At 70.5% G+C, this 15,486-nt stretch carries 13 protein-coding genes; 6 read left to right on the top strand and 7 right to left on the bottom strand.

Going from position 1 to position 15,486, the window contains the following annotated elements:
* Positions 1-76: 76 nt before the first annotated feature.
* The 5 genes from glgB to ACGFW6_RS09320 all read right to left on the bottom strand — a co-directional run bounded on the left by glgB (position 77) and on the right by ACGFW6_RS09320 (position 7,808).
* A complete protein-coding gene (glgB, locus tag ACGFW6_RS09340) occupies positions 77-2,293 on the bottom strand; it encodes a 1,4-alpha-glucan branching enzyme (protein ID WP_393506333.1) in 2,217 nt (738 codons plus the stop codon).
* A 5-nt stretch (positions 2,294-2,298) separates the two neighbouring features.
* Positions 2,299-3,660, bottom strand: coding sequence for a maltokinase (locus ACGFW6_RS09335; protein WP_393506331.1), 1,362 nt, complete (start codon positions 3,658-3,660; stop codon positions 2,299-2,301).
* Between the two features lie 41 nt (positions 3,661-3,701).
* Positions 3,702-5,420, bottom strand: a complete 1,719-nt coding sequence (treS, locus tag ACGFW6_RS09330; RefSeq protein WP_393506330.1) for a maltose alpha-D-glucosyltransferase — start codon at positions 5,418-5,420, stop codon at positions 3,702-3,704.
* A gap of 5 nt (positions 5,421-5,425) precedes the next feature.
* On the bottom strand, positions 5,426-7,432 hold the full coding sequence (locus ACGFW6_RS09325; RefSeq protein WP_393506328.1) for an alpha-1,4-glucan--maltose-1-phosphate maltosyltransferase: 2,007 nt from the start codon (positions 7,430-7,432) through the stop codon (positions 5,426-5,428).
* 70 nt (positions 7,433-7,502) lie between these two features.
* Positions 7,503-7,808 carry a DUF5133 domain-containing protein gene (locus ACGFW6_RS09320; protein ID WP_393506326.1) on the bottom strand — a complete coding sequence of 102 codons (306 nt, stop codon included), beginning with the start codon at positions 7,806-7,808 and terminating at the stop codon, positions 7,503-7,505.
* A 295-nt stretch (positions 7,809-8,103) separates the two neighbouring features.
* On the opposite strand from ACGFW6_RS09320, the gene ACGFW6_RS09315 reads away from it, so the two are divergent.
* Together ACGFW6_RS09315 and glgX are read left to right on the top strand one after the other, a co-directional pair.
* Entirely contained in the window at positions 8,104-8,616 is a 513-nt protein-coding gene (locus tag ACGFW6_RS09315; protein ID WP_393506325.1) for a pep a2, read from the top strand.
* Between the two features lie 35 nt (positions 8,617-8,651).
* Positions 8,652-10,769: a glycogen debranching protein GlgX gene (glgX, locus tag ACGFW6_RS09310; protein WP_393506323.1), complete on the top strand. Its 2,118-nt coding sequence runs from the start codon at positions 8,652-8,654 to the stop codon at positions 10,767-10,769.
* Between the two features lie 145 nt (positions 10,770-10,914).
* Here the strand turns inward: glgX and ACGFW6_RS09305 are convergent, their stop codons facing one another.
* The gene (locus tag ACGFW6_RS09305) at positions 10,915-11,715 is read right to left on the bottom strand and encodes a VOC family protein (protein ID WP_393506322.1); all 801 of its coding nucleotides are present in this window, start codon (positions 11,713-11,715) and stop codon (positions 10,915-10,917) included.
* A 167-nt stretch (positions 11,716-11,882) separates the two neighbouring features.
* Between ACGFW6_RS09305 and ACGFW6_RS09300 the strand changes: the two genes are divergently transcribed.
* Positions 11,883-12,215, top strand: coding sequence for an ANTAR domain-containing protein (locus ACGFW6_RS09300; RefSeq protein WP_393506320.1), 333 nt, complete (start codon positions 11,883-11,885; stop codon positions 12,213-12,215).
* Positions 12,216-12,290: 75 nt separating this feature from the next.
* Here the strand turns inward: ACGFW6_RS09300 and ACGFW6_RS09295 are convergent, their stop codons facing one another.
* Positions 12,291-13,082, bottom strand: a complete 792-nt coding sequence (locus ACGFW6_RS09295; RefSeq protein ID WP_393506318.1) for a SigB/SigF/SigG family RNA polymerase sigma factor — start codon at positions 13,080-13,082, stop codon at positions 12,291-12,293.
* 272 nt (positions 13,083-13,354) lie between these two features.
* Here ACGFW6_RS09295 and ACGFW6_RS09290 point away from each other — a divergent pair, with 272 nt between their 5' ends.
* The 3 genes from ACGFW6_RS09290 to ACGFW6_RS09280 are packed head-to-tail and all read left to right on the top strand — an operon-like array spanning position 13,355 to position 15,475.
* Positions 13,355-13,810 (top strand): MarR family winged helix-turn-helix transcriptional regulator, encoded by a 456-nt coding sequence (locus ACGFW6_RS09290; protein WP_393506316.1) that lies wholly within the window; start codon positions 13,355-13,357, stop codon positions 13,808-13,810.
* Positions 13,807-14,655 carry an ABC transporter ATP-binding protein gene (locus ACGFW6_RS09285; protein ID WP_393506314.1) on the top strand — a complete coding sequence of 283 codons (849 nt, stop codon included), beginning with the start codon at positions 13,807-13,809 and terminating at the stop codon, positions 14,653-14,655. Before ACGFW6_RS09290 ends, ACGFW6_RS09285 begins: the two co-directional genes overlap by 4 nt.
* Positions 14,615-15,475 carry an ABC transporter permease gene (locus ACGFW6_RS09280; RefSeq protein ID WP_393506312.1) on the top strand — a complete coding sequence of 287 codons (861 nt, stop codon included), beginning with the start codon at positions 14,615-14,617 and terminating at the stop codon, positions 15,473-15,475. The genes ACGFW6_RS09285 and ACGFW6_RS09280 overlap by 41 nt, the downstream gene beginning before the upstream one ends.
* Positions 15,476-15,486: the final 11 nt, after the last annotated feature.

Genomic DNA, 15,486 nt, shown 5'->3' with positions numbered 1-15,486 from the left:
ATGAGTTCCGTTATCGGCGCTGCCCGAATCTAGCCCAGCCGGGACCGGATGGTGTCGGGAACGGAGAACTCCGGCATCACATCCGTTCGGGCAGCAGCCACACCGTCGCCAGCGGAGGCAGCGTGAGGCGGATGTGCCCGTCCTCCGGTTCGACCGGACCGGAGTTGATCACATCGCTGCCACCGAAGCGCGCCGCGTCGGTGTTGAGGACCTCCTGCCAGGCGGTCACCGAGTCCGGGACGGCGAGCCGGTAGTCGTGGCGGACCACGGGGGAGAAGTTGCTGACCGCGAGCAGCGGCGTGCCGTCGGCGGCGAACCGCAGGAAGGCGAAGACGTTGTCGTCGCCGGCGTCCCCGAGCACCCACCGGAAGCCGCCCGGGTCGGTGTCCCGCTCCCACAGGGCCGCAGTCGCCCGGTAGCGCGCGTTGAGGTCCGCGACCAGGTCCCGCACTCCCTCGTGGTCGCCGGCCGACGCGTACCCGGGATCGAGCAGCCACCACTCCGGACCATGTGCTTCCGACCACTCGGCGCCCTGTGCGAACTCCTGCCCCATGAAGAGCAGTTGCTTGCCCGGGTGTGCCCACATGAAGCCCAGGTACGCGCGGTGGTTGGCGCGGCGCTGCCACCAGTCGCCCGGCATCTTGGACACCAGCGCCTGCTTGCCGTGCACGACCTCGTCGTGCGAGATCGGCAGCACGTAGTTCTCGCTGTAGGCGTACACCATCGAGAACGTCATCTCGTTGTGGTGGTACTTGCGGTGCACCGGCTCCTTGGCGATGTACTGGAGCGAGTCGTGCATCCAGCCCATGTTCCACTTCAGCCCGAACCCGAGCCCGCCGCTGTCGGTCGGCCGGGTCACCCCGTCCCAGGCGGTCGACTCCTCCGCGATCGTCACGACCCCGGGGTTGCGCCGGTACACCGTCGCGTTCATCTCCTGCAGGAACGCCATCGCGGCGAGGTCCTCGCGCCCGCCGAACCGGTTCGGCGCCCACTGCCCGTCCTCGCGCGAGTAGTCGAGGTAGAGCATGGACGCCACGGCGTCCACCCGCAGCCCGTCGATGTGGAACTCCTCGCACCAGTACGTGGCGTTGGCGACGAGGAAGTTGCGCACCTCGGTGCGCCCGTAGTCGAACTCGTACGTCCCCCAGTCCGGATGCTCGGCCCGCCGTGAGTCACCGGGCTCGTACAGCGGCTCCCCGTCGAACCGGCTCAACGCCCAGTCGTCCTTCGGGAAGTGGGCCGGCACCCAGTCCACGATCACCCCGATCCCGGCCTGGTGCAGACGGTCGACCAGGTACTTGAAGTCGTCGGGGGTGCCGAGGCGAGCCATGGGCGCGTAGAAGCCGGTGACCTGATAACCCCAGGAACCGGCGAACGGATGCTGCGCCACCGGCATGAACTCGACGTGTGTGAAGCCGAGGTAGTTGACGTAGGCGGGCAACTGCTCGGCCAGTTCGCGGTACGTCAGACCCGGCCGCCAGGACGGCAGATGGACCTCGTACACGGAGAACGGGGCCTGGTGCACCGGCACGTCGCCGCGGTGCGCCATCCACTGCTCGTCGCCCCACTCGTAGTGCGAGGCGTGCACGATCGACGCCGTGTCCGGCGGGACCTCCGCACGGCGGGCCATCGGGTCCGCCTTGAGGAAACGGTGACCGTGCCGGGAGGTGATCTCGAACTTGTACCGGGTGCCCTCGCCGATACCGGGCAGGAACAGCTCCCACACCCCGGACGCGCCGAGCGACCGCATCGGGAACGCCGTCCCGTCCCAGCAGGTGAAGTCGCCGGCGACCCGCACCCCCTGCGCGTTCGGCGCCCACACGGTGAAGCGGGTGCCGGCCACGCCCTGATGGGTCATCGGCTCGGCGCCGAGCGCCTTCCACAGCTCCTCGTGCCGGCCCTCGCGGACGAGGTGCAGGTCGAACTCGCCGAGGGCGGGCAGGAAGCGGTACGGGTCGTGGACCTCGCGCTCGTCCGACCCGTCCTCGGCGTACGACACCAGCAGCGTGTACGCGGGGATCGCGTCGAGCGCCAGTACGGCGGAGAACAGACCACCGCCCTCCGAGACCAGCGCGGTGCGCTCGCCGTCGACCAGGACGCTCACCGCACGCGCGAACGGGCGCAGTGCCCGCAGCGCGATCCCGCCGGGGACCGGATGCGCCCCCAGCAGGGCGTGCGGATCGTGGTGGGCGCCCGACAGCAGGCGCTCACGCTCGGCCGTATCGAGGGCGGGCGCGGTGGCGAGCCGGCCGGGTCCGGCCGACTCGGGCCGCGAGGTCTCGTGCAGGGCCATGGGGGTCAGGCTCCTCTCACGGCGAGGCGTTCGATCGCCGCCATAGGTACGGGCAACCAGTCGGGTCGGTGCCGGGCCTCGTACAGCACCTCGTACACGGCGCGGTCGGTCTCGTAGGCACGGAGCAGCCCGTGCTTCTTGCGCGGGTCCCAGCCGGCGCGGGCGGCATAGCCCGCGCAGAAGGCCTCACGGCAGCGGCGCGCCCACTCCGGGCGCCACGGCCGGCGCTGGCGGGCGGCGTAGTCGAAGGAGCGCAGCATGCCGGCGATGTCCCGCACCGGGGAGTGCACACCGCGCCGCTCGGCCAGCGGGCGGGACGGCTCGCCCTCGAAGTCGATGACGAACCACTCCCGGCCGGCCCGCAGCACCTGACCGAGGTGCAGGTCGCCGTGGATGCGCTGGGCGGGCGGCCCGGGATCGCAGGCGGCGAGAGCGCCGAACGCGGTGCGCAGCCCGGGGACATAGGGCTGCAGCGCGGGGACGAAGTGCGCGGCGAGCTCCAGCCGCTCGGTCATCGCCTCCCCGGTGCGGGCGTTCTCGGCGTGCGCCCCGGAGGGGAACGCCGACGCCAGCGCCAGATGCACCTCCGCCGTCGCCTGCCCCAGCTGCCGGGCCTCCGCGGTGAAGTCGTCACCCGAGGCCAGCGCGCCGAGCGCCAGCGTCCAGCCGTCGGAGGCGTCCCGCAGGAACGGCTGGAGCACGCCGAGCGTCGCCTCCCAGGGGTGCGTCGTGCGGAACCAGGCCACGGGAGCCGGGACCCGGCCGCAGCCCTGCTGGGCCAGCGCGCCGGACAGCTCCAGGTCGGGATTGACGCCGGGCTGGATGCGCCGGAACAGCTTCAGGATGAACGCGTCGCCGTACACCAGCGAGGAGTTGGACTGCTCGGCGTCCAGCAGCCGCGGCACGAGCCCGGCCGGCACCGGCACCGAGGGGTCCCCCTCGAAGCGCAGCGGGCCCGCCGTGCCCGGGTGCCGCAGCCGGTCCAGGAGCAGCTGGGCCGAGCGGGGGTCCTGCAGCGCGTCGAAGACCGTCAGACCGGCGAGCGGCCCTTCCTCCGCGCGGCCGATGAGCGCCTTCCCCAGGCGTGGCGACAGATGCTGCCGTACGCCGAGCAGCAGCTGGTAGCAGTCGCCGGCCGGGGGCGCGCCGCCGGGTGAGGGCACCGCCGAGTGACCGGCGTGCACCAGCAGATGCAGACAGCCCGGGAACAGTTCCGTCATCGACAGCAGTACGAGGTCGGTGACGGGCCGGTCCTTGCCCGCGAACCAGCGCTGGCGTGGCAGCCACTCGCGCAGCAGTCCGGCCAGCGAGGCCATGGGGTTGGCGTCGACGGTACGGGTGGGTCGGGGAGATGCCGTCTTCTGCATGGTGACGCGTCCTTTCCTCGGCACACGCTCGAAGCTCACGCTCAAAGTCGTCTGCCGATGCGGGATGCGACTCGGGTGAGCCGGAACCAGTAGAAGCCGTGGCCCCCGAGGGTCAGCAGATACGGCAGTTCGCCGATGGCCGGGAAGCGCACCCCGCCGAACAGCTCGACCGGGTGGCGTCCGCTGAACTCGCGCAGGTCGAGTTCGGTGGGCTGCGCGAAGCGGGCGAAGTTGTGGACGCACAGCACCAGGTCGTCCTCGTATTCGCGCAGGAAGGCGAGGACCGCCGGGTTCGACGACTGTAGTTCGGTGTAGGTGCCGAGTCCGAACGCCGGGTTCTGCTTGCGGATCTCGATCATGCGGCGGGTCCAGTGCAGCAGCGAGGACGGCGAGGCCATGGACGCCTCGACGTTCGTCACCTGATAGCCGTAGACCGGGTCCATGATGGTCGGCAGGCAGAGCCTTCCGGGGTCGCAGGTGGAGAAGCCCGCGTTGCGGTCCGGGGTCCACTGCATGGGCGTGCGGACGGCGTCGCGGTCGCCGAGCCAGATGTTGTCGCCCATGCCGATCTCGTCGCCGTAATAGAGGATCGGGCTGCCCGGCAGGGAGAGCAGCAGCGCCGTGAAGAGTTCGATCGAGTGACGGTCGTTGTCCAACAGCGGAGCGAGGCGCCTGCGGATGCCGATGTTGGCGCGCATGCGGGGGTCCTTGGCGTATTCCGCCCACATGTAGTCGCGTTCCTCGTCGGTGACCATTTCGAGGGTCAGCTCGTCGTGGTTGCGCAGGAAGATGCCCCACTGGCAGCGGGAGGGAATGGCCGGCGTCTTGGCGAGGATTTCCGAGACGGGGTAGCGGGACTCCCGCCGCACGGCCATGAAGATGCGGGGCATGACCGGGAAGTGGAAGGCCATGTGGCATTCGTCGCCGCCGCGGGCGTAGTCGCCGAAGTAGTCGACGACGTCCTCCGGCCACTGGTTGGCCTCCGCCAGCAGCACCGTGTCCGGATACATCGCGTCGATCTCGCGGCGGACCCGCTTGAGGAACACGTGGGTGGCGGGGAGGTTCTCGCAGTTCGTGCCTTCCTCGGCGTAGAGGTAGGGCACGGCGTCGAGGCGGAAGCCGTCGATCCCGAGGTCCAGCCAGAACTTCAGGGCGGAGAGGATCTCCTCCTGCACGGCCGGGTTCTCGTAGTTCAGGTCCGGCTGGTGGGAGAAGAAGCGGTGGAAGAAGTACTGGCCACGCACGGGGTCGTACGTCCAGTTGGAGGCCTCGGTGTCGACGAAGATGATCCGGGCGTCGCCGTATTGTTTGTCGTCGTCGGCCCACATGTAGTAGTCCCCGTAGGGGCCGTCGGGGTCTTTTCTGGACTCCTGGAACCACGGGTGCTGGTCGCTGGTGTGGTTCATGACGAAGTCGATGATGACCCGCATGCCGCGCTGGTGGGCGGAGTCCACGAATTCGACGAAGTCGGCGAGGTCGCCGAATTCGGGCAGGACGGCGGTGTAGTCGGAGACGTCGTAGCCGCCGTCGCGGAGCGGTGATTTGAAGAAGGGCGGCAGCCACAGGCAGTCGACGCCGAGCCATTGCAGGTAGTCGAGTTTGGCGGTCAGGCCCTTGAGGTCGCCGACGCCGTCGCCGTTGCTGTCCTGGAAGGAGCGGACCAGGACCTCGTAGAAGACGGCGCGTTTGAACCAGTCGGGGTCACGATCCTTGGCAGGGGTGTCCTCGAAGGTGTCCTGAACGGGCTCGTTGACGGTCATGACGCTCAGGACCCTCCGGTCTGCGGTGGCGAAGCCTGGACGTGGAACACATGCGCGGGCGCGGTGCCGGGTTCGAGGCGTACGTAGTTGCTGCGGCCCCAGCGGTAGGTCTCACCCGTCAGTTCGTCGTGCACGGACAGGGAGGCGTCCCAGTCCAGGCCGAGTTGCGGCATGTCCAACGAGACCGTGGCCTCCTGGGTGTGGTGCGGATCAAGGTTCGCGACCACCAGAACCGTGTCCGGACCGGTGCGTTTGCTGTACGCGATGACCGCGTCGCTGTCGGTCCGGTGGAAACGGAGATTGCGCAGCCGGTGCAGGGCGGGGTGGCATCTGCGGATGGCGTTGAGGCGGGTGAGCAGGGGGGTGATGGTGCGGCCCTCGCGTTCGGCGGCGGCCCAGTCGCGCGGGCGCAGCTGGTACTTCTCCGAGTCGAGGTACTCCTCGCTGCCCTTGCGCAGCGGGGTGTTCTCGCACAGTTCGTAGCCGCTGTAGATGCCCCAGGCCGGTGACAGGGTCGCGGCGAGGACCGCGCGGACCTCGAAGGCGGGCCGGCCGCCGTCCTGCAGGTAGGCGTGCAGGATGTCGGGGGTGTTGGCGAAGAAGTTCGGCCGCATGTAGGCGGCCGCCTCCCCGGACAGCTCCGTCAGGTACTGCGTCAGCTCCTGCTTGGTGTTGCGCCAGGTGAAGTACGTGTACGACTGCTGGAACCCGATCTGCGCCAGGGTGTGCATCATCGCCGGCCGGGTGAACGCCTCCGCCAGGAAGATCACGTCCGGGTCGGTACGGCCCACGTCCGCGATCACCCGCTGCCAGAACACCACCGGCTTGGTGTGCGGATTGTCCACCCGGAAGATCCGCACCCCGTGGTCCATCCAGTGCCGCAGCACCCGCAGCGTCTCGGCGACCAGACCGTCCATGTCCGCGTCGAACGCGATGGGGTAGATGTCCTGGTACTTCTTCGGCGGGTTCTCCGCATACGCGATCGTGCCGTCCGCACGGTGGTGGAACCACTCCGGATGCTTGTCCACCCACGGATGATCCGGCGAACACTGCAGCGCGAAGTCCAGCGCCACCTCCAGACCCAGCGCCCCGGCACGCGCCACGAACCGGTCGAAGTCCTCGATCGTGCCCAGGTCCGGATGGACCGCGTCATGACCGCCCTCGGGCGAACCGATCGCCCACGGCACCCCGACATCGCCGGCCCCCGCCGACAGCGTGTTGTTGGGGCCCTTGCGGAACGTCGTGCCGATCGGGTGGATCGGCGGCAGGTAGACCACGTCGAACCCCATCGCCGCGATCTGCGGCAACCGGCCGGCGGCCGACTCGAACGTGCCGTGCGGCCGCTCCGCCGTGCCCTCGGAACGCGGGAAGAACTCGTACCAGGACCCGTACAACGCCCGCTCCCGCTCCACCAGCAGCGGCAACGGATCCGACGACGTCACCAGATCCCGCAACGGATAACGCCCCAGCACCGCGTCGACGTTCGCCGCGAACGCCGCCGCGAGCCGTGACACGGGCGGCAGCGAGTCGTCGCGCAGCGCCTCCGAGGCGGCCAGCACGGCCGCCCGCTCGCTCTCGTCGGGCACACCGGCGGCGGCGCGCTCGTACAGCTCGCCGCCCTCCTCCAGGACCAGCCCGACGTCGATCCCGGCCGGCACCTTGATCCGGGCGGTGCGGCGCCAGGTGGCCACCGGGTCGCTCCAGGCCTCCACGTGGAACGTCCAGCGCCCCACCGCGGACGGGGTCACCTTGGCGCCCCAGCGGTCGAGGCCGGGGGCCAGTTCGTGCATCGGGGTCCAGGGGCCGGGTCGGCCGTCCGGGTCGGTGAGCACGACATTGGCGGCCACGGAGTCGTGGCCCTCGCGGAACACGGTGGCGGTGACCTCGAAGGTCTCGCCCACGACGGACTTCGCCGGATGCCTGCCGCACTCCACGGCCGGCCGTACGTCCCGCACCGGGATACGGCCGATGGTCCCGGTGCCGGCACCGGCTTTGCTCTTGGTCCTGCCCATGGTTCACCTCCACCGTGCTCGAGGCCGGGCACAAGGCCCGGCCGGGGATTCGATCTTCGCCGGAAGCCGGCTACCTTCCGGCATGGAAACGCCGCCGCCGTGATCTCGGCTGTCCTCGGCGGGCGGAGACGCTCGCCGAGCGGGGCCGTTCGTCCTGCTCCAGGAGGTAGTCGGCCGGGGTGATCCGCAGATACCGCTCGGCGGCGTCCACGGCCTCACGGGCGCAGCGCTTCCCCATCAGCACACAGAGGGTGTAGCCGGTGTCCTCGAAGGTGGCGCGCACCGTGAGGTCGGCCGGGGCCGCGAGCATGGCTCGTTCCCAGGCCCGGTATCGCCGCAGTTGCCGGGCGACTTCGGCTTTGGCCGGTAGCAGCATTGGCCCCGTTCACCTTCCGGGCTCGACGACCGTTTCCCGACCGTCGGGCGGAAACCCGTGCGCGGATGCGCACGGGTTCCGTTACGGGCATCGAGGTCTTCACACATGGTGCATGGTCGGCGACGCAGCGTCCTGTTGGGTCTTCAACTACCTCAGGAGGCTGCTCCTGTTGCACGAATGGCGTACCGCCCCCACCCTGGAGTGACTCAGAAGCGATCAGTGCTCACGCTCCGTCATCGGGGCCCCGCCCCGCAGGGGCGAGGAGAGCGGGAGCTTTCGCGGTGAGGAGGTAACGGTGAAGACCGCAGTGCCCTGCTACTACCACCTCGACGTGGAAGTCAGCCCCGAACGGGTGGGTCAGGTCAGCCGCATTCTGGCCGCCCACCTCAGGTACTGGGACCTGGAGACGCTGGTCGAGCCCGTCCGCAACGGCGCGGAAATGCTGCTGCGGGCCATCGACGAGCACGCGACGGACAAGAACATCTCGATCGAGATGTGGTGGAACGGCCAGCACCTCATCACGGCCGTCGGCGACAACGACCGCGCCCTGCGCCCGGACCACGAGCTGCGCGCCTGCCTCAGACACATCGCCCTGGTGAGCGACGGGTGGGGCTGCTGCGCCACCGAGTCCGGCAGCAAGGTCATCTGGTTCTCGCAGCGCGCCCGCGCCGGCGAACGCGCCCGGCTCGTGCCGGTCGCGCCCGGGCCCCGACTGCGCGAGGCACGCCGTGTCCCGCGCGAGATGCCCGTCACTGCCGTCGCCGACGCGGCGGGCATCCGGGACGGCGTTCTGGAGGAGGCCCGGTGACCTCGCGCAGGCGCCGCGACGACAGGAGTCGAGGGGTGTCCGCCTGGAGCGGGCACCCCTACCCGCTGGGCGCCGCGTACGACGGCCGGGGCACCAACTTCGCCCTGTTCAGCGAGGTCGCCGAATGCGTCGAACTCGTCCTCGTCGACGACAAGGGCCGGCACAGCGCGGTGCCGCTCACCGAGGTCGACGGCTTCGTGTGGCACGGCTATCTGCCCGGCGTCGGCCCGGGCCAGCGCTACGGATACCGGGTGCACGGCCCCTGGGACCCGGGCCTCGGCCACCGGTGCAACCCGGCGAAGCTGCTCCTCGACCCGTACAGCCGGGCGGTGGACGGCCAGGTCGACAACCACACCTCCCTCTTCGAGCGCACCCCGGGCGCCCCGTCCCCGGCGGACAGCGCCGGGCACACCATGCTCGGCGTGGTCACCGAGCCGTACTTCGACTGGGGCGACGACAGCCCGCCGCGGCGGCCGTACGCCGACACCGTCATCTACGAGGCGCACGTACGGGGCCTGACCCGCACTCACCCCGACGTGCCGCCGGAGCTGCGCGGCACCTACGCCGGGCTGGCGCACCCGGCGATCGTCGAGCATCTCACCTCCCTCGGTGTGACCGCCGTCGAGCTGATGCCGGTGCACCAGTACGTCCAGGACGGCGTGCTGCAGGGCCGCGGTCTGTCCAACTACTGGGGCTACAACACGATCGGCTTCTTCGCACCGCACAACGCCTACGCCGCCCACGGCACCCGGGGCCAGCAGGTCGACGAGTTCAAGTCGATGGTGAAGGCGCTGCACGCGGCCGGTCTCGAAGTGATCCTGGACGTGGTCTACAACCACACCGCCGAGGGCAACGAGCGCGGCCCGACGCTGTCCTTCCGGGGCATCGACAACGCCTCGTACTACCGCCTGGTGGACGGCGACTGGGCGCACTACTACGACACCACCGGCACCGGCAACAGCCTGCTGATGCGCCACCCCTACGTGCTCCAGCTCATCATGGACTCGCTGCGCTACTGGGTCACCGAGATGCACGTCGACGGCTTCCGCTTCGACCTCGCGGCGACCCTGGCCCGGCAGTTCCACGAGGTGGACCGGCTCTCGGCGTTCTTCGACCTGATCCAGCAGGACCCGGTGATCAGCCGGGTCAAGCTGATCGCGGAGCCGTGGGACGTGGGGGAGGGCGGCTACCAGGTGGGCAACTTCCCGCCGCTGTGGTCGGAGTGGAACGGCAAGTACCGGGACGCCGTACGGGACTTCTGGCGTGCCGAACCCGGCTCGCTGGGTGAGTTCGCCTCCCGGCTGACCGGCTCCTCCGACCTGTACGCGCACAGCCGGCGCCGCCCGCGCGCCAGCGTCAACTTCGTGACCGCGCACGACGGGTTCACGCTGCGCGACCTCGTCTCGTACAACGACAAGCACAACGAGGCCAACGGCGAGAACAACCGGGACGGCGAGAGCCACAACCGGTCCTGGAACTGCGGTGCCGAGGGGGAGACCCGCGACCCGGCCGTGCTCGGGCTGCGCGCCCGCCAGCAGCGCAACTTCCTCGCCACGCTGCTGCTGTCCCAGGGCATCCCGATGCTCTGCCACGGCGACGAACTCGGCCGCACCCAGCGCGGCAACAACAACGCCTACTGCCAGGACAACGAGGTCTCCTGGGTCGACTGGCGGCTCACCGACGACCAGCGCGCGCTCGCCGACTTCACCCGCCGGGTCATCGGCCTGCGCGCCGCCCACCCCGTGCTGCGCCGTCGCCGCTTCTTCCTGGGGGAGACCCCGACCCACCCCGACCAGCCGCTGCCCGACCTGGTGTGGCTGCTTCCCGACGGGCGAGAGATGACACCGGACGACTGGCGCCGCTCGGACGCCCACTCGCTCGCCGCCTTCCTCAACGGCGACGCCATCGCCGAACCGGACGGGTGCGGCCAGCCGGTCGTGGACGACTCGTTCCTGCTGCTGTTCAACGCCTACTGGGAGCCGGTGGAGTTCCAGCTGCCGGACGAGGACTACGGGGAGCGCTGGACGACCGTGATCAACACCTCCGAGCCGCAGGGCCCGCCGGACGAGGCGGAGCACAAGGCCGGCACGGCCCTCCTGATCGAACGCCGCAGCCTGGTCCTGCTGTCAAGGAAGTCGCAGCAACGCCGCTAGCCGCCAGGGGCGCGGGGCCCCCGCGCCCCTGGCACCTAGCGGCGACGACGGACGCCGCGAACGGCCCACACCCTTCGCGGCGGCGACCCACACCCTTCACGGCCCTTCACGGCCGCGACCCGCACCCTTCGCGGCGGGGCGACCCTCACCTCTCGCGGCGGGAGGTCACCGTGAACTGCGCCCCGTCCGGATCCCGCAGCACCGCCTCGTCGCTGACCTTGGACAGCACACTGCCGCCGTTCAGCTCCGCCGTGCGCGCGCACTCCGCCACATCCGCGACCGCGAAGTGAACCTGCCAGTGCGGCCGGATCGTCGGATCCGGGGCCGCCCCCAGCGCCCCCGACTCGATGCGCGCCACGGCGTCACCCCCGCTGCGCAGCACCACCTCGCCGCCCTCGTAGTGCACCTCGCAGTAGCCCGGCCCCTCGGTGGCCCAGTCGAGTACCTCGCCGTAGAACATGGCGGCGTCGAACGCGTCGCGGGTGTGCAGGCGGATGAACGTGGGCGCGGCCCGGCGCCAGGTCTCCCAGTTGGAGATCAGCTCCCCCTCCCAGATGCCGAACGTCGCGCCGTCGCGGTCCGCGAGCAGCGCCGCCCGCCCGGGCGGCAGGGAGAGCGGGCCGACGGCGGCGGTGCCGCCGCGTTCCTGGACCCGGGCGACGGCCTCGTCCGCGCTCGGCACGGCGAAATAGGGAGTCCAGGCCACGGCCATCTGCCACATCGTGGCGACGGCGGCGATCCCGGCCACCGGCACGTTCTGCACCAGCGCGACACGGAACCGGTCGCCCAGCTTGGCCGGCCGCCAGCGCCACCCCAGCACGGCGGTGTAGAACGCCTGCGTGGCCTCCAGATCACGGCTGGTCAGGCTCACCCAGCAGGGCGCTCCGAACACGGAGTGTGTGGACACGACATCGGTCGTGCTGCTGGGGGTCTTCGTATTGTTCATGGCAGTCGCGTCCTGGTCTCGCCCCACCGGCGGCCACCGGTCTGCTCCCAGTGTCCGGCCGGAACCGCTCCCGGGCCTGTCGAGTACCCCCGGCGGAGTGCCGAAACGGCCGATGTCCCTCGGCCCGATCACTGGCACCCGACGGGTGCAGCGACGACGATGGAGGCGTGGCACCGGCACCGAACGAGCCCGCGGAAGAGACCGACCGGATTCTCGAACTGGAAGAGGAAGTCGACCAGCTCAAGGAGGCGGTGGTCTCGCACGCCGTCGTGGACCAGGCGATCGGCATGGTCGTCGCCCTGGGCCGGGTGGCGCCGGACGAGGGATGGGCTGTGCTGAAGGATGTCTCCCAGCACACGAACATCAAGCTCCGCCGGGTCGCGGAACTGATTCTCGTCTGGGGCAGGGAGGGCGAGATGCCGCCCGAGATCCGCTTCGAACTCGAAGAGGCCCTGGAGCGTCACGGCCCCACGCAGATCCCGGGGGCGGCCCAGGAGTGAGGGGCACGGCCGCCGCGCATTTCCCGGCGACCGCACCCCTCGTACTCCTGCGGAGTCACTCACTCCCTCACCTGCTCAGCGCACTTCGGCGAGCAGCTCCTCACGCAGATGGGCGAAGCAGCCGCTGAGCAGCCGCGACACATGCATCTGTGAGATCCCCAGCTGGCTGGCGATGCGGCTCTGCGTCATCCCGCCGAAGAAGCGGAGGTAGAGGATCGTCCGCTCGCGCTCCGGGAGCCGTTGCAGACACGGCGTGACCGAGACGCGATCGACGACCACCTCGTACGCCGGATCCGGACCGCCGAGCGCGTCTCCCAGCGCGTAGCCGTCCGTCCCGGGCATCTCCGCCTCCAGCGACAGCGCCGAGAAGCAGTCCAGGGCTTCCATCCCGGTGCGGACCTCGTCCTCGCTGAGCTGGGAGTGTTCCGCGATCTCGGGAACCGTGGGGGCGCGTCCCGGGGTCTGCTGCGACAGCTCCTTGGCGGAGCTGCGCACCCGGTTGCGCAGATCCTGGACCCGGCGCGGCACGTGCAGCGTCCACATGTGGTCGCGGAAGTGCCGCTTGATCTCGCCGGTGATGGTGGGTACCGCGTACGCCTCGAAGGCGTGGCCGCGCGCCGGGTCGTAGTGGTCGACGGCCTTCACCAGGCCCAGGGCGGCCACCTGGTACAGATCCTCCAGGGACTCACCGCGGCCCTTGAACCGGACGGCGATCCGCTCGGCCATGGGCAGCCACGCCTGTACCAGTTCGTCCTTGAGTACCTTGCGCTCCGGCCCTTCGGGGAGACCTACGAGCCGGGCGAACGCTTCGGCGGTGTCGGGGGCGTCGTCGTGCGGGTGCTGCTTCGTTCTGGTGGTGGCACTCATCCGTGCGCACCTCCCTCAGCAGGTGCTGACTGGACAGTCACGGGAGGCGCGCACTCGGACCTGAGGAGAAACACCCAGGGGCCTGGTGGCGGCTCCCACGGACGTGCCTCCTGTCCGAAGCACATTCATGACTATTCCCTTCCCACCGGACATGAAACACATTTCGTGAATGCGACTACGTGTGACGAGAGCGTGACTGTATGTCCGCCCCCGCCCAACCCTTTGACCGCGCCTTGGTTCATTACCTCTGTTACAGAGTTAATGTCGATGACGTGGAACAGGAGACCTTCCCCGAGGACCTGGCGGACGCGCTCGTCGGCGTCCAGCGGCTGATCCGCCGCAGACTGCGCCGGGACATGCCCGCCCCGCCGCTGCGCACCGCCGAGGTGGAACTGCTGCGGCTGGTCGCCGAGCGGCCCGGCATCGGGATCTCGGACGCGGCCAAGGAGCTGTACCTGGCCGGCAATTCGGTGTCCACGCTGGTCAACCAGCTGGCCCGGCAGGGCTATCTGGTCCGCGAGACGGACCCGGCCGACCGGCGCGCCGCCCGGCTGCTGCCCACCCCGGCGGCCGAGGCCCGGCTCGGCGCATGGCGCAGACGGCGCGCGGATCTCGTACGGCGCCAGGTGGCCCGCCTCGACGAGAGGGACCGCGCGACGCTGCTCGCCGCCGTCCCGGCGCTGCGGAGACTTGCCGACAACCTGCGCGAGGAGGCGGAGCGACCATGACACGACCCACCGCCGAGGCTGTGACCTGCACCGGGCTCGCCTACGCCTTCGGCGACACCCGCGCGGTCGACGGACTCGACCTGACGGTGCGCGAGGGCGAGGTCTTCGGGCTCCTCGGCCCCAACGGCGCCGGGAAGACCACCGCGATCCGCTGCATGACCACCCTCCTGCCGGTGCCCGCCGGGATGGTCGGGGTCTTCGGGCACGACGCCGCGGACGACCGTATGGCCGTACGGCGCCTGCTCGGGTACGTCCCGCAGCAGCTGTCCGCCGACGCGGGTCTGACCGGACGCGAGAACGTCGCCCTGTTCGCCCGTGTCTTCGACGTCCCCCGCCGCGAGCGCGCCGCGCGCGTCGGCCAGGCCCTCGACGCCGTCGGCCTCACCGACGCCGCCGACCGGCTCGCCGGCACCTACTCCGGCGGCATGGTCCGCCGGCTCGAACTCGCCCAGGCCCTGGTCAGCGCGCCCCGTCTGCTGATCCTCGACGAACCGACCATCGGCCTCGACCCGATCGCCCGCACCGGCGTGTGGGAGCACATCGGTGCCGTCCGCGCCGCGACCGGCATGACCGTCCTGGTCACCACCCACTACATGGACGAGGCCGACCAGTACTGCGACCGCGTCGGCCTCATGCACCACGGCCGCATCCGCGCCCTCGGCACCCCGGCCGAGCTCAGGGAGGGACTCGACGCGCGCAGGCGGGCCGAGTCGGCGGCCGGCGCCGCATCGCTGCCCACGCTGGAGGACGTCTTCCGCGATGTCGCGGGCAGCGGACTCGACGAGCAGTCAGGAGACTTCCGCGATGTCCGAAGCACCCGCCGCACCGCCCGCCGTGTCGGCTGACGGCGCCCGCCCCGGCGGCACCGACCTGCTGCTGCGGCCGCCCGCTCCCCGCGCCGGCTGGCGGGTGCTGCCCGCGCGCGTCGTGGCCATGTGCGCCGTGGAACTCCAGAAGCTGCGGCACGACCGCACCGAGCTCTACACCCGCGCGGTCCAGCCCGCCCTCTGGCTGCTGATCTTCGGCCAGACCTTCACCCGCATCAAGGCGATCCCCACCGAGGGCATCCCCTACATCGACTACCTCGCGCCCGGCATCATCGCCCAGTCCGCGATGTTCATCGCCATCTTCTACGGCATCCAGATCATCTGGGAGCGGGACGCCGGCGTCCTCAACAAGCTGCTGGTCACCCCGACCCCGCGCTCGGCCCTGATCACCGGCAAGGCGTTCGCCGCCGGGGTGAAGTCCCTCATCCAGGCCGTCGTCGTGATCGTCATCGCCGCGCTGCTCGGCGTCGCGCTGACCTGGAACCCGCTGAAACTGCTGGGGGTCGCCGCGATCGTCGTCCTCGGCTCCGCCTTCTTCTCCTGTCTGTCGATCACCATCGCCGGCATCGTCCTCAGCCGTGACCGGCTGATGGGCATCGGGCAGGCCATCACGATGCCGCTGTTCTTCGGCTCCAACGCCCTCTACCCCGTGTCCCTGATGCCGGGCTGGCTCCAGGCGGTCAGCAGGGCCAACCCGCTCAGCTACCAGGTCGACGCCCTGCGCGGCCTGCTCCTGGGCACCCCCGCGCACCTCGCGCTCGACTTCGCCGTCCTGCTCGTGGCCGCGGCGCTCGGCATCACGGCGGCCTCCTCGTTGCTGGGCCGGCTGGCCCGCTGAGCCCGGCGTGA

Origin of the sequence: Streptomyces sp. Y7 (assembly GCF_043195415.1) — a bacterium.
Taxonomy (GTDB): domain Bacteria; phylum Actinomycetota; class Actinomycetes; order Streptomycetales; family Streptomycetaceae; genus Streptomyces.
The sequence above is the reverse complement of the archived record's forward strand: the minus strand, read 5'-3'. Positions and strand labels throughout refer to the sequence as shown.